Below are 14303 nucleotides of genomic sequence, written 5' to 3'. Positions count from 1 at the left end.
GCGCATCCTGATATGACCACGCATTTCGTGTTGACGACGTGTCAAGCCTTGTGCTGATGCGACATGGGGCATCGCGAACATGGGTGTCGCCGCCGGCGGCGCGCTCATGCCCCTCCTCGGGCGGAGTCGAGCAGCCGGGCGAGTCCCGCCCAGCGGTCCTGCAGGTGCAGCCGGACCACCGGGCGGCCGTCTCCGCGCGCCGCACGGGCGTCGCCGAGGGCCTGCGCGAGCTGGAGCATGCCCAGCCGGTGGTGCCGGTCCGGGACCGGAACGTCGCGGACGACGTTACCCGTCACCAACAGGTATACGCCCTTCTCCCGGAGATCATTCCCGAACGCGGGGTAACGGCACCCCCAACTGACGGTGACGGGCCGGGCGCACCGCGAGGCGAGCAGCGCCGCCAGCCGCCGGACCTGCGCACCCTGCCCGCGCGCCTCATCGGCGTCGAGGTAGGCGACGATCGCCAGGTGCTCGTCCGGGCCGACCCGCCGGGCCAGCCCGTCCAGCAGCGGCGTCAGACCGGGCGCCTCCGCGAGCGCCGCGTCGGTGGTGTACGCCTCCACGGCGCTGCCGGGTTCCCCGTCCACCACGAGCGGCTCGCCCGTCCCGCCGTCGAGGGTCGGCGTGGCCGGGTGGGCGGGTGGCGCGAGCGGGTCCAGCTCCAGCAGGTAGGCGGCCACGGCGGCGGCGTACTCCCACACGACCAGCTGCGCGGCCAGCGGCCCGGAGACGGTGGCGTCGTCCTGGCGCGGGCGTCCGTCGAGCGTCACCAGGAACAGGTCGTCTGCCGGCGCCAGCGGCAGCCCCCCGGCCTGCACGATCGGCATGATCCGTCCGTGCACGGCCTCGTCCAGCAGGTGCCCGATCCAGGACGCGACGCCCGGGAGGCCGGCGGGGTGGCCGCCCAGCACGACCGTCCGGCGACCGGCGCGCGCCGCGCCGCCGAGGATCGCGCCGAGCACCAGTCCCGGATTGTTCTCCGGCCGGGTCAGCGACGGCAGGATGGCGGCGGCGCCGTCCAGCAGCGCCGTCGCGTCCGCGCCGGCGAGGGCGGCCGGCACCAGTGCGTAGGGGGACAGGGCACCGAAGGCGGTCGGGGCCGGCGCCTCGATCACGGCATGCCCGGCCTCGGCGGCGAGCTTGGCCGGCGCCGCGCCCGGCGCTGCCACCGTGACGAACCGGCGCGCGATCTCGGCGGCGGACAGGCCGAGTTCCGCCAGCATCCTCAGCAGGATCCGGCGGAGCGTCTCGGTGCCGGCGTCGTCGCCGGTGACCACGACCATCGTCCGGGCGAGCCGCTCCGGGTCCTCGCCGATGCGCACCAGCGGGCCCGGCTCCGGGCTGTCCAGCACGGTGAGGGAACCAGGCGGTTCGAACGGACCGGTCGCATCGAGCGGGTCCAGGGGACCGGACACGCTGGAGGCATGCCGGACGATCGCCTCCGCGGCACGTGCGGGAGCGCCGCGGCCGAGCAGCAGCACCTCGGTCAGCCCGTCCTCGCGCGCCCGGTCGCGCAGTTCGGCCGCGCGGTCCAGTACCGCCCGCGCCGGACCCGGCTGGCCGGGCCAGCACAGCGTCCTGCCCTCCGCCTCCGCGGCGGCCGATGACGGCCACAGCGTCGCCTCCTCCGAGGCGAGCCGGACGGGCACCTGGTCGATCCACAGGCGTCCGAGGACGCGCTCGGCCGCCTCCCGGAGCATCCCCCGGGCGGTGATCGCCGTCTCCCCCGAGACGACCGCCGTGAAGCCGGTCACGTTCCGCGTCCCACTCCCGCCACCGCCCGCACCGCCTCGGTGAGCAGGCCGGCGCCCTCGACCGGATCGCGCAGGTGCATCCGAAGGACGGGCAGGCCGCGATTGCGCAGCGCCCGCACCTCGGCCAGCGCGCGCGCCATCTGGAGCTTGGCCAGGCTGTAGGGCCGTCCGGGCACGGGGTGCTCGGCCAGCGAGTCGCCCGGCGCGGGATCGCCGGTGATGACGAGGAACGCACCGTTGCCCGGCCCGTCCTTGTGGATGGGGCCGGTGGCGTGCGGGTAGGCGGGACCCGGGCCGTACACGACGGGACGGCCTGCCGCGCGTGCGAACGACGGGGCGAGGTAGCGGCCGGAGAAGTCGCCGGACAGATACGTCACCACCGACAGGTAGCCCTCCGAGGGCACCGCCGCCGTCAGCCCGCCGAGGACCGTCCGCAGATCGGCGCCGGGCGGCCACGGGAAGTCGGCGTGCACCTCGATGCCGTCCTCCACGTACACCGGCGGCTCGGCCGCCAGCGGGCCTCCACGCGCCTTCCGCAGCAGCGCCGCCGCCTCGTCCTCGGTCTCCTGGACGGACGTTCCGCCCGGTTCGAACGGGTTGACGCCGAGCAGCCACCCGGAGACGGCCGTCGCGTACTCCCACAGCAGGAACTGCGCCCCCAGCGGCGCCCACACCGACGTGTCGGCGTCCTCCTGCGCCGCCGACCGCGGGTTCAGCGCCACACCATGCACATCCGGGAAGGTGCCCTTGACACCGGGCGGCTCGAACGCGAGCACGCCCCGTCCCCGCTTGCCGGTGCCGACCGCGAGGAGCTGGGAGATCCACGCCCCGAGCGCGCCGGGCCCGCTGGGCTCGCGCAGCATCACCTTGTTCCGTGCGATCCCACCGGGGCCCTGCTGCGCGCTGCCGCCGAGAATTGCGCCGAGCAGCAGTCCGGGGTTGTCCTCGTCCTTGGACAGCGACGGCACCAGCGACGCCGCCTCGTCCAGCAGCGCCTCGGCGTCGGCGCCCGCGAGCACCGCGGGCACCAGCCCGTACGCCGACAGCGCGCCGAAATGCCCCGGCAGGTACGGATCGGTCAGCCCGATCCGGTACCCGCACTGCCGTGCGAAGTCGTGCAGCGGACTCCCATGATCGGTGATCACCAGGAACCGGCTTGCGATCTCCCGCTCGGACAGTCCCCGCTCGCGGAACGCTCCCGCGAAGATCCGGCGGTAGGCGTCGCCCTCCAGGGACACGCCCACCTTGCTGGCCAGCACGACGAGTGTCCGGTCGAGCCGCTCCAGGGCGAACGCGAGCCCGGCGGTGTCACTGCCGTCCAGGACGGTCAGCTCGCCGCCCGGCCGGTCTGGCGCGTCCTGGCGTCCCACCGAGGCGGGCACGTGCGCCTCCACGATCGCCTGGGCGGCCAGGCTCTCCGCCCCCACCCCGATCAGCACGATGTGGTCGAGGCCCGAGTAGCGCGCCTCGGCGACCAGCCCGTCCACCTGCTTGAGCAGCCCGCGGGAGGCGAACGGCAGGTCCAGCCATCCCAGCCTGCTGTGGTCGACCGCGCGCCGCCCCCACAGCCGCGGGTCCTTCGCGGCGAGCGCGCCGGGGACGCCGCAGCCGACGAGGTAGTCCCTCGCCTGCAGCGCCGAGTCCAGCACGTCGCCGCGCGTCAGTACGTCGAATCCGGACACCGTTCCCTCCTCCCCCCATCGTTCCAGGAGAGAAAGGGCATCCGCGACCATCTCCCACGATCTTCTGCCCACAGGTGAATACGGCTCAGGCCAGGGCGTCCCTCAGCTGGGCGAGACCCTCCCCGCGGTCGCGGAGGTGGAGCCGCACGGCCGGACGCGCGAGCGAGCGCAGGACCCGCAGGTCACCGAACGCCTGGGCCAGCTGAAGCTCACCCAGGGAGTAGGGGCGCCCCGGGACCGGGACGTCGGTGGTGACAGCCCCGGTGATCTGCAGGAACGCGCCGTTCTGCGGGCCACCCTTGTGATACTGGCCGGTCGTGTGCAGGTGCCGCGGGCCCCACCCGAACGTGACGGGAGCCGGGCGTTTGCGGAGCTTGGCGCCCCGCGTGGCCAGCAGCGCCCGCAGGTCGGCGGCCCCGGCTTCGCCGGTACGGTCCAGGTAGGCCAGGACGGCGAGGTAGCCGTGCTCCGGGACGGCGTCGAGGAGCACCTCCAGGGCGTCGGTGAGGTTCTCCGCGCCCCTGAGCAGCTCCGCCGGCGCGTGCACCTCCACCGCGCCCGCCACCAGGGCCGGCGGTGTCCGGACGACCGTCGGCGCCGCGCCCTCCTCCGAGCGCAGCAGCGCCGCGGTGGCCGCCGCAGACTCGCCGACATCGGGCTCGGCGAACGGGTCCACCCCGATCACCCGCGCCGCGACCGCCGTCGCGTACTCCCACAGCAGGAACTGCGCGCCGAGTGGGCCCGCGACGCTCAACCCCGCCTCGCGGCCCGGCCCCGGCTCGTCCGGGCGGCGGCCGAGAATGACGCGCCGCACCTCACCGGTCAGCTCGAAGCCGGGAGAGTCGACGCCCTCCACCACGACCGGCAGCATTCCCTTGCCCTGTTTGCCGGTGGCCCCCGCCACCAACTGCTCGGCCCACCCGCCGAACCCGGCGAGGCCGGAGCCCTGGTCGGCGATGATCAGTTTGTCGCGGTGAGCGAGCACCGAGGAACCGAGGGCCGCGCCCAGCGCGAGGGCAGGGTTGTCGTAGGGCTGACGCAGCGCGCCCGCCAGCCCGGACGCCTCGTCCAGCAAGCCGCCGAGGTCCACTCCGGCGAGCGCGGCGGGGACGAGGGCCTGCGCGCCGAGCGCGCCGAACCGGCCGTCCACGTCCGGTTCGGACTGCACGACGGGGTGGCCCGCCTCGCGGGCCGCGCGTTCCAGCGGCGATCCGGCGTCCGCGACGACGACGAACCGGCGCGCCAGCGCGTCGCCCGTGACCCCCGCGTCGGAGAACGCCCCCGCGAAGACGCGGCGGAGTGTTTCGGCCTGGAGGCTCTCGCCGGCCACGACGACGAGCGTCCGGTCCAGGCCCGTCGCGAGGACGCCCGACACCTCGTGCGGATCGGTGGTGTCCAGGACGGTCAGCTCCACCCCCGCCGTCCGGCAGATGGCCTCGGCGGCGAGCGCGGCCCCACCCGCCCCGGCCAGCACGACCCGGTCCAGGCCGGCGTCGCGGGCCTCGTCCGCGGGCCCCGCCAGCCGGGCCGCCAGCGACCGTGAGGTTTCCGGCAAGCCCAGCCAACCGAGGCTGCGGGCGGCCAACGGGGCCGCGTCCGGACCCCAGAGTTTGGAGTTGCGCGACGCCAGTGAACCCGGCACCCCGTCGGAGACGAGCCGGTCCAGGACCGTCTCGCCCTCCTCGACGACGGCGCCGCGGATGGTGACCGAGATCCCCCCGGCGGTCACCACCGAGGTCACGCGCCGGCCCTCGTGGCTTTCAGCTCACCGGCGATGCTCTCCAGCAGTTCCTTCCAGGAGGCCGCGAACTTCTCGACGCCCTCGTCCTCCAGGACCCGGACGACGTCGTCGTAGTCCACACCGGCGTCCTTCAACGCCTTCATGTGCGCGCGGGCGTCGTCGTAGGCGCCGCGGACGGTGTCGCCGCGCACCTGGCCGTGGTCGGCCTCGGCGACCAGCGTCGCCTCCGGCATCGTGTTGACCACCCCGGGCGCGACGAGCTCGTCCACATACAGGGTGTCGTTGAGGTCCGGGTCCTTCACACCGGTCGACGCCCACAGCGGACGCTGCGGGCGGGCACCGGCGTCCTTCAGCGCCGTCCAGCGGTCGGTGCCGAACCTCTCCTCGTACAGCGCGTACGCCAGCCGGGCGTTCGCCAGGCCGGCCTTCGAGCGCAGGGCCTTCGCCTCAGCCGAGTCGATCTTGTCGAGGCGCTTGTCGATCTCGGTGTCCACCCGGCTGACGAAGAACGACGCCACCGACGCGATCTTCGACAGGTCGTGTCCGTTCGCGCGGGCCTGCTCCAGGCCCGCGAAGTACGCGTCGATGACCTTGCCGTAGCGCTCCAGGGAGAAGATCAGCGTCACGTTCACGCTGATGCCCTCCGCCAGCGTCGCCGTGATCGCGTCGAGCCCCTCCTCGGTCGCCGGGATCTTGATGAACAGATTCGGCCGGTCCACCAGCCACCACAGGGCGCGCGCCTCGGCGACCGTCTTGGCGGTCTCGCGGGCCAACCGCGGGTCCACCTCGATCGAGACGCGGCCGTCGAGCCCGTCCGTCCGGTCGTAGACGGGGCGCAGCACGTCGCAGCCCCAGCGGATGTCATAGGTGGTGATCGCGCGGGACGCCTCCTCGACGTCCACGCCGCGCAGCGCCAGGTCACGGACCTGCTCGTCGTAGGCCGATCCCTTGCTCAGCGCCTTCGCGAAGATCGTCGGGTTGGACGTGACGCCGACGACGTGCTTGTCCTTGACCAACTCCGCCAGGTTGCCCGTCCGCAGCCGCTCGCGGCTGATGTCGTCGAGCCAGATCGACACGCCCTCGTCCGAGAGCCGCTTCAGACTGTCACTCATCGCCTTCTCCTCGTCATCGAGTTCTCACCGGGGACCGTCCACGGCGTCCCGGCCCAGGCACCGTCGCGCGAGCGCGCCACCTGTCCGGTGGGGCGGGCCCAGGCCGGGACGGCCGTGAACACGGTCAGCTGCCGGTGGTGAAACCGCGCCCGGCGTCCTGGACGCCGGCCTTGATCAGGCTGGCCTTCGCCGCCGCGACGACCCGCTCGGAGGTGATCCCGAACTGCAGGAACAGTGTCTTGTAGTCGGCGGACGCGCCGAAGTGCTCCAGGCTCACCGACTCGCCGACGTCGCCGACGTAGCCGCGCCAGCCGAGCGCGATCCCGGCCTCGACCGAGACGCGGGCCCGCACTCCCGGCGGCAGGACCTCCTGCCGGTAGGCGTCGGTCTGCTCGTCGAACCACTCCACGCACGGCATCGAGACCACCCGCGTCGGGGTGCCCTCGGACTGCAGCGTCCGCCGGGCCTCCAGTGCGAGCGAAACCTCGCTGCCCGTCGCGATGATGATCACCTCGGGGCGCCCGCCCTCGGCGTCCGCCAGCACGTAGCCGCCCTTGGCGACGCCGTCCGCGGACGCGATCTCGCCGCCGCGCTCCAGCGTCGGCAGCTTCTGCCGGGTCAGCGCCAGCCCCGCCGGGCGGTCGGTGTGCTGGAGCACCGTCCGCCACGCGACGGCCGTCTCGTTCGCGTCGGCGGGGCGGACCACGTCCAGGCCGGGGATAGCGCGCAGCGCCCACAGGTGCTCGACCGGCTGGTGGGTGGGACCGTCCTCGCCGAGGCCGATCGAGTCGTGCGTCCACACGTAGGTGACCGGCAGCCGCATCAGCGCCGCCAGCCGCACCGCCGGGCGCATGTAGTCGCTGAAGATCAAGAACGTGCCACCGTACGGGCGGGTGCCGCCGTGCAGCGCGATGCCGTTGCAGATCGCGCCCATCGCGTGCTCGCGGACGCCGAAGTGCAGCGTGCGGCCGTACCGGTCGCCGGGGAACTCCTTGGTCTGGAACTCCTCGGGGATGAAGGACGGCTCGCCCTTCATCGTCGTGTTGTTGCTCTCGGCGAGGTCGGCCGAACCGCCCCACAGCTCCGGCAGCACCGGCGCCAGCGCGGTCAGCACCTCACCGGACGCGGCGCGGGTCGCGAGGTCCTTGCCCGCCGCGAACTCCGGGAGCGCGCTCTCCCAGCCCGCCGGGAGGGTGCGGGCGGAGATCCGGTCGTACTCGGCGGCGCGCTCGGGGTTCGCCGCCCGCCATGCCTGGAAGGCCGCGTCCCACTCGGCGTGGTCGGCGCGGCCGCGGGTGGACACCTCGCGGGAGTGCGCCAGCACGTCCTCGGGGACGTGGAAGGTCTCCGCCGGGTCCAGGCCGAGGATCCGCTTGGTCGCGGCGACCTCGTCGGCACCCAGCGCGGAACCGTGGATCTTGCCGGTGTTCTTCTTGTTGGGCGCCGGCCAGCCGATGATCGTCCGCAGCGCGACGAAGGACGGGCGGGACGTCTCGGCCTTCGCCGCGGCGAGCGCCGCGGCGAGCCGGCCGACGTTCTCCTCGTAGTCGCCGTTCTCGGTCCAGTCGACGCTGTGCACGTCCCAGCCGTACGCCTCGTACCGGGCTCGCACGTCCTCCGACAGCGCGATGGCCGTGTCGTCCTCGATCGAGATGTGGTTGTCGTCGTAGAGCAGCACCAGGTTGCCGAGCCGCTGGTGCCCCGCGAGCGCGCTCGCCTCGTGGGTGATGCCCTCCTCGATGTCGCCGTCGGACGCGAACGCCCAGATGGTGTGGTCGAAGGGGGATTCGCCCTGCGGCGCGTCCGGGTCGAACAGGCCGCGCTCGCGGCGCGCCGCCATCGCCATGCCCACGGCGTTCGCGACACCCTGGCCGAGCGGTCCGGTGGTCGTCTCCACCCCGGCGGTGTGCCCGTGCTCCGGGTGGCCGGGGGTGAGGCTGTCCCACTTGCGCAGCGACTTGAGGTCGTCCAGCGTCAGCGGGTAGCCCGACAGGTAGAGCTGGATGTACAGGGTCAGGCTGGAGTGCCCGCAGGAGAGCACGAACCTGTCCCGGCCGGGCCAGTTGGGGTCCGTCGGGTCATGCCGGAGGAATCGCTGGAAGAGAAGGTAGGCGGCTGGTGCGAGGCTCATGGCGGTCCCTGGGTGACCGGAGCCCGCCTCCTCGACCGCGTCCATGGCGAGGGCGCGGATCACGTCCGTCGCCCGCCGGTCCAGGTCGGACCATTCAAACGTGCTGTTGTCCCCACTCACGGAACGCCAGGCTCCTCTCGAACCGCTCTCTGGAACCACTTGTCAGCGATGCCACTTGCCAGTGATGTGCCTCGCGCGGACGCCGGGCGCGTCTTCCGCGGCGGCCTCCATGGGCGAAACGCCCGGCGGCGCCGTGCGTCTTCCCTTGGGCCCCTCGCGACCGTCGTCCGCATGGTCGGCGAAGATCATGCCGCGCCTGCTGCGAGCCTATCGCGCAAGCGGCCCGTCGCAGGCAGGACGGGACAGAAGGCGCACGAGCCGGGACATGCCTGACCGGCGCCGCGTCCCGCCGACCGGTCCGCCCCGCTTCGCCCGACCCTTGCCCGATCGGCTCGTGGCTAACCTTCCGTACGGGTGAACTCGATGAGGGCATCTCTTCCGGAGAGGGCAGGCGCCCTCGCACCGCCTCTCACCTGATTGCGCCCGCCTGTCGGCGCCCCGGTGATGGACCCGCCGAGGGGGCGGACTACAGTGATGGCGCGGCGGACGGCAGTCGCCGCGGTATCTTCACCAAGCCGAAGTCGCACCCAAGCCGAAGCCGGCCCGGATCGCGGGGGGCACCGCCGAGGCGGCGCGCGATTTCCCATCCCTAGTTGGACGTGGACCCGATTGTGACGGTGCTCAGTAACAAGCGCGGGGTCGAACTCGACGAGCAGGTGCCGGGGGCGCCCGCGGGCCCCCTCGAAGCGGTGGCCGGTCCGGTGGCCGCCGGGCGGTCCCTCAGCGGGGTGCGAGCGCTCGGCGCGAGTGTGCGCGCCTACGTGGCGCTGACCAAACCGCGCGTCATCGAGCTGCTCCTGATCACCACGATCCCGGTGATGTTCCTGGCGGAGCGGGGCGTCCCGCGGCTGTCGACCGTCCTGCTGACGCTGGCGTTCGGCACGATGTCGGCCGGCGCCGCCAACGCGATCAACTGCTACATCGACCGCGACATCGACGCCAAGATGCGCCGCACCCGGCGCCGGCCGCTCGCCCGCCACCAGGTCACCCCCGCCCGCGCCCTGATCTTCGGGATCACGCTGGCCGCGCTGTCCACCGCCGGGTTCCTCGTCGCGGTGAACCCCCTGGCGGCGGTGGGCTCGCTCTTCGCGATCCTGTTCTACGTCTTCGTGTACTCGCTGCTGTTGAAGCGGCGCACCTCGCAGAACGTGGTGTGGGGGGGCATCGCGGGTTGCATGCCCGTCCTCATCGGGTGGGCCGCGGTCACCGGCGGCGTCGCCTGGACCCCGTTCGTGCTGTTCGGCGTCGTCTTCCTCTGGACACCGCCGCACACCTGGACGCTCGCCATGCGCTACCGCGAGGACTACGCGGTCGCCGAGGTCCCGATGCTGCCGGTCGTCGCCACCGAGCGCCGCGTCGTCACCGAGAGCCTCGTCTACACCTACGCCACCGTGGCCTGCTCCCTGCTGCTGTGGCCGGTGGCCGGGATGGGCCCGGTGTACGGCGGCGTCGCCGTCGTGCTCGGGCTGGTGTTCCTCGCCGAGGGACACCGGTTGCTGAAGGCCGTCCGCGCCGGGGTGACCGGCGTCCACCTTCGGCCGATGCGCTTCTTCCACCTCTCCAACGTCTACCTCGCGCTGCTGTTCACCGCGGTCGCCGTCGACCCGTTGCTCCACTGAGCCTTACCGGCGGACCCAGCCGCCAGGCACTCGTCACCTTCGGTGCAGGGACGTGCTTCGCGCTCCACCCGACGTGCCGATACGCTCGCGTCATGGCGCGTGTCGATCCGAAGGCGGTGCTCGAAGGGCGCATCCCGGGCAGGCCCCCCGTCGCCCTCATCGCGGGACTGACCGTCTCGGGACTGTGCGCGGTCATCGCGCTCGGCATCGACGCGCTCTACGGTGGCGCCGGGTTCTGGGTCGGCCTCCTGCTCGCGATCATCCCGATTCCGCTGCTGGTCGCCCTCGCGCTCATGCTGGACCGGCTGGAGCCCGAGCCGCCGCGCGCCCTGATCTTCTCGTTCATGTGGGGCGCGGGCGTCGCCGTCCTCGGCGCACTGATCCTCAACACGCTCGGCCTCCTGTACGTGACCGTGCCGATCTTCGGCGAGCAGAAGGGCCACTTCGTCAGCGCCACCTTCGGCGCCCCGCTGATCGAGGAGTCGCTCAAGGGCGCCGTCCTGTTCGGCCTGCTGTGGTTTCGCCGCAACGAGATCGACGGCTTCGCCGACGGGCTCATCTACGCCGCCATGGTCGGGCTCGGCTTCGCCATGATGGAGAACATCACGTACTACATGCGGGCCTACGACGGCGGCGGCGCGCAGCAGCTCACGTCGGTGTTCGTCCTGCGCGGCCTGATAGCGCCGCTCAGCCACCCGCTGTTCACCTCGATGACCGGCCTCGGCGTCGCCTATGCCGCGACGCACCGCAAAGGCCAGATCCTCGCGCCCGTCGTGGGCCTGCTGGGCGCGATGCTGCTGCACGGCCTGTGGAACGGCGCCACCACCTTCGGCCTCGGCGGCCTCGGCATCGTGTACGTGCTGGACTTCTGCGTCCTGGTCGCGCTGATCGTCATCGTCTCGGTGGAGCGGCGCCACACCGTCCGGCGCATCGAGACGTACCTGCCGATGTACGAGGGCACCGGACTGGTGACGCCGCAGGACGTGCGGATGCTGCGCTCGATCCCGTCCCGCCGCGCCGCCCGCCGCTGGGCCCGCTCGGTCGGCGGCGCGCCCGCCGGCCGCGCCATGGTCGACTACCAGCTCGCCGCGACCGAGCTGGCGCTGCTGCACAAACGCGCCGACCGGGGCGTCGCCGAACCGCACTGGTTCGCCGCCCGCCGCGAGGCCCTGCTCAACCTGATGTCGCTGGCCAGGCAGGCGTTCCTGCGCACCCCGCCGCAGGCGCGGCAGAGCCCGCCGTGGGCGCCGGAGGGCCCGTCCGGATTCCTCCCGCCGCGCGCCCCGGGCCCGTACGGCGGGTGACCGGGGGGCGGGTCACGGGCGCGGGCACCCGCCCATACGATGGTCACCGTGTCCGAACGATCCCCGAACCCGCTGACCCGAGCACGCGACGCCGTCTGGCGCCCCACGCCCGGGTCGCTGCGCCTCCTGGCCCTGCTCGGTGTGATCGGCAACGCGGCGATCGTCGCCACCGGCGGCGCCGTCCGGGTCACCAAGTCGGGGCTCGGCTGCCCCGAGTGGCCCCGCTGCACCGGTGACAGTCTCGTCCCGACGCACAGCCCGGAGCACCCCGCGCTGAACATGACGATCGAGTTCGGCAACCGGATGCTCACGTTCGTCGTGCTGGCGGTCGGCGTGCTGGTCTTCGTCGCCGCGCTGCGCCTGCGGCCACGCCGCAAGGACCTGGTCTGGTGGGCGCTGGCCCAGCCGATGAGCGTCGTCGCCCAGGCCGTGATCGGCGGCATCGTCGTGCTCACCGAGCTGCACCCGGCGTCGGTCTCCCTGCACTTCCTCGTCTCGCCCGCCCTGCTGGTCTTCTGCGTGATCCTCTGGGTCCGCGCGGGGGAAGGCGAGGCGCCGCCCCGCCCCCTCGCGCCGATCCGGGTCCGCCGCCTCGCCGCCGGCCTCGTGGCCGCCTGCGCCGCCGTCCTCGTCGCGGGCACGGTCGTCACCGGCACCGGCCCGCACGCCGGGGACGCCGAGTCCCGCCGCTGGGGCTTCAACATCGAGGACGTCACCCGCGTGCACAGCGCCCTCGCCTGGATCACCGTCGCGCTGACGGTCCTCACCGCCGTGGCGCTCCACCGCACCGGCGCCCCACCGGCCGCCCGCCGCCGCGTCCACGAACTGATCGCCCTGGAACTCGCGCAAGGCGCGGTCGGCTACATCCAGTACTTCATGGGCGTCCCGGGGCCGCTGGTGGTCCTCCACATGCTCGGCTCCGTCCTCATGTGGATCGCCGCGTGGCGCCTCGTCTGCGCCCTGCGCGACCGGGGCACCGCCCCGGCACCCCGCACACCCGAGCCCACAGCAACCGAGGCCCCCCAGCCCGCGTGACGCCCGCTGGTGGTTGACCAGCGCCGCCCCCTGAAGGCTCAGCGCGTTTCCTGGAGGAAGGCGCGGAGGCGGGGGAGGGGCCAGGTGTTGATGACGTCGTCGGTGGTCAACCACCCTCGCTGGGCGGTGCCCACGCCGTAGCGGATGTTGGCGTGGTGGCCGACGGAGTGGGCATCGGTGTCGATCGCGAACACGACGCCGAGCCGCTTGGCGCGGCGGATCAGGTCGGCGGGCAGGTCGAGACGGTCGGGGAACGAGTCGATCTCCATGGCGGTGCCGGTACGGGCGGCGGCGCGGAAGACCTCGTCCCAGTCGGCGTCCACCGGGGGGCGGCGACCGATGCTGCGGGCGGTGGGATGGCCGATCACGTGGACGTGGGGGTTCTCGCACGCGCGGACGAGGCGGCGGGTCATGGCCTTCTGGTCCTGCGTGAAGTGGGAGTGGACGGAGGCGACGCAGACGTCGAACCCGGACAGGAAGTCCGCGTCCCAGTCGACCTCGCCGTCCGGGTCGATGTTCAGCTCGGTGCCGTGGAGCAGCACCAGGTCGGGGTAGCGCTTCTGGAGCTCGGCGACCTGGTCGCGTTGGGCGAGCATCTTCTCGTCCGTCATGCGCTGCATGACCAGGTTCGGCGCGTGGTCGGTGATCGCGTAGTACTCCAGCCCGCGGGACGCGGCGGCGGCGACCATCGTCTCCAGGGGCGCGGTGCCGTCGGTCAGGTCGGTGTGGCTGTGCAGGTCACCTCGCAGGTCGTCGACCGTGACGAGGGCGGGCAGGGTGCCCTTGAGCGCGGCCTCGATCTCGCCGGTGTCCTCCCGGAGGGTGGGGTGGATCCAAGGCAGGCCGAGGCGCTCGTAGACCTCCTCCTCGGTCTCGGAGACGATCAGATCGCCGGACTCGGCGTGGAACAGGCCGTACTCGGAGAGCTTGAGGCCGGCCTTGACGGCGATCTCGCGGGTGCGGATGTTGTGGGCCTGGGAGCCGGTGAAATATTGGAGGGCCGCGCCCCAGGACTCGGGCGGCACGACCCGCAGGTCGACCTGGAGGCCCTTGGTGGTGCGGATCGAGGTCTTCTTGTCGCCGCCCGCGACGACCTCGGCGACGAACGGCAGCGCGATGAACGCCGCCATGATCGGATGCGGGTCGCGGGACGCGGCGAGGACGTCGACGTCGCCGATCGTCTCGCGCATCCGGCGCAGCGATCCGGCGTGCGCGCAGCGCTCCACCTGCGGCAGCCGGGACAGCGCGGCGACGACCTCGTCGGCGACGCCGGCGGCGGCGTTGACCAGGACGCGCTCGCCGGAGCTGCGCATCAGCTCGATGCCGCGCAGAATGTTCTCCTCGGTCTTGGTGCCGAAGCCCTTGAGCCCGGCGAGCCGGCCGGCGGCGATGGCGGCGGCCAGCTCGTCCACCGAGGAGATGCCGAGCTGCTCGTAGACGGCCAGCGCCTTCTTCGGGCCGAGGGTCGGGATGGCGGTGAGGGCCCGGACGCCCGCGGGGATCTGTAGGCGCAGTTCCTCGACCTGGCGGATCGTGCCCGTGGTCTTGTAGTCGAGGACCTTCTTGGCGATGGCCTCGCCGACCGAGGGGATCGCGCGGAGCCCGGCGAGGTCGAGGCCCGCGATGTCGTCGGGGTGCCCGGCGATGGCCCGCGCGGCCTTCTCGTACGCCCGGATCTTGAACGCGTCGCCGCCCGTGATTGAGAGCAGGTCCGCCAGTTCCTGGATGAGGGCCGCAGCCTCGTCGTTCGCCCGTGCCATACGGGCGAGTCTACGAGCCGGGTCCGACGTTCTCCGAGATCGGCG

Annotated in this window: 9 protein-coding genes; 3 read left to right on the top strand and 6 right to left on the bottom strand. The window is 73.0% G+C overall.

The window, feature by feature from the left end; translation table 11 throughout:
* Positions 1–104 precede the first annotated feature (104 nt).
* The 5 genes from AMA02S_RS31255 to tkt form a co-directional block, all read right to left on the bottom strand.
* Positions 105–1754 carry a hypothetical protein gene (locus AMA02S_RS31255; protein ID WP_084265771.1) on the bottom strand — a complete coding sequence of 550 codons (1650 nt, stop codon included), beginning with the start codon at positions 1752–1754 and terminating at the stop codon, positions 105–107.
* Positions 1751–3436 carry a phosphoheptose isomerase gene (locus tag AMA02S_RS31250; RefSeq protein WP_067465392.1) on the bottom strand — a complete coding sequence of 562 codons (1686 nt, stop codon included), beginning with the start codon at positions 3434–3436 and terminating at the stop codon, positions 1751–1753. The genes AMA02S_RS31255 and AMA02S_RS31250 overlap by 4 nt, the downstream gene beginning before the upstream one ends.
* An 85-nt stretch (positions 3437–3521) precedes the next feature.
* On the bottom strand, positions 3522–5177 hold the full coding sequence (locus tag AMA02S_RS31245) for a glucose-6-phosphate isomerase (RefSeq protein WP_067465389.1): 1656 nt from the start codon (positions 5175–5177) through the stop codon (positions 3522–3524).
* Positions 5174–6289, bottom strand: a complete 1116-nt coding sequence (gene tal / locus AMA02S_RS31240; RefSeq protein ID WP_067465386.1) for a transaldolase — start codon at positions 6287–6289, stop codon at positions 5174–5176. The genes AMA02S_RS31245 and tal overlap by 4 nt, the downstream gene beginning before the upstream one ends.
* A gap of 124 nt (positions 6290–6413) precedes the next feature.
* Positions 6414–8540, bottom strand: coding sequence for a transketolase (gene tkt, locus AMA02S_RS31235; protein ID WP_067465383.1), 2127 nt, complete (start codon positions 8538–8540; stop codon positions 6414–6416).
* A 611-nt stretch (positions 8541–9151) separates the two neighbouring features.
* Between tkt and AMA02S_RS31230 the strand changes: the two genes are divergently transcribed.
* The 3 genes from AMA02S_RS31230 (at position 9152) to AMA02S_RS31220 (ending at position 12498) form a co-directional block, all read left to right on the top strand.
* Positions 9152–10159, top strand: a complete 1008-nt coding sequence (locus AMA02S_RS31230) for a heme o synthase (RefSeq protein WP_084265770.1) — start codon at positions 9152–9154, stop codon at positions 10157–10159.
* Between the two features lie 92 nt (positions 10160–10251).
* Positions 10252–11463 carry a PrsW family intramembrane metalloprotease gene (locus tag AMA02S_RS31225; protein WP_067465380.1) on the top strand — a complete coding sequence of 404 codons (1212 nt, stop codon included), beginning with the start codon at positions 10252–10254 and terminating at the stop codon, positions 11461–11463.
* Between the two features lie 48 nt (positions 11464–11511).
* Positions 11512–12498, top strand: a complete 987-nt coding sequence (locus tag AMA02S_RS31220; RefSeq protein WP_245667911.1) for a COX15/CtaA family protein — start codon at positions 11512–11514, stop codon at positions 12496–12498.
* Between the two features lie 38 nt (positions 12499–12536).
* Here AMA02S_RS31220 and polX read toward each other — a convergent pair whose 3' ends face one another.
* Positions 12537–14258, bottom strand: a complete 1722-nt coding sequence (polX, locus tag AMA02S_RS31215) for a DNA polymerase/3'-5' exonuclease PolX (RefSeq protein ID WP_067465374.1) — start codon at positions 14256–14258, stop codon at positions 12537–12539.
* Positions 14259–14303 lie beyond the last annotated feature (45 nt).

It is taken from the genome of Actinomadura macra NBRC 14102, from assembly GCF_001552215.1.
Taxonomy (GTDB): Bacteria; Actinomycetota; Actinomycetes; order Streptosporangiales; family Streptosporangiaceae; genus Spirillospora; species Spirillospora macra.
Note: the sequence above shows the minus strand (reverse complement) of the source record. Positions and strands in the feature narration are given on the sequence as shown.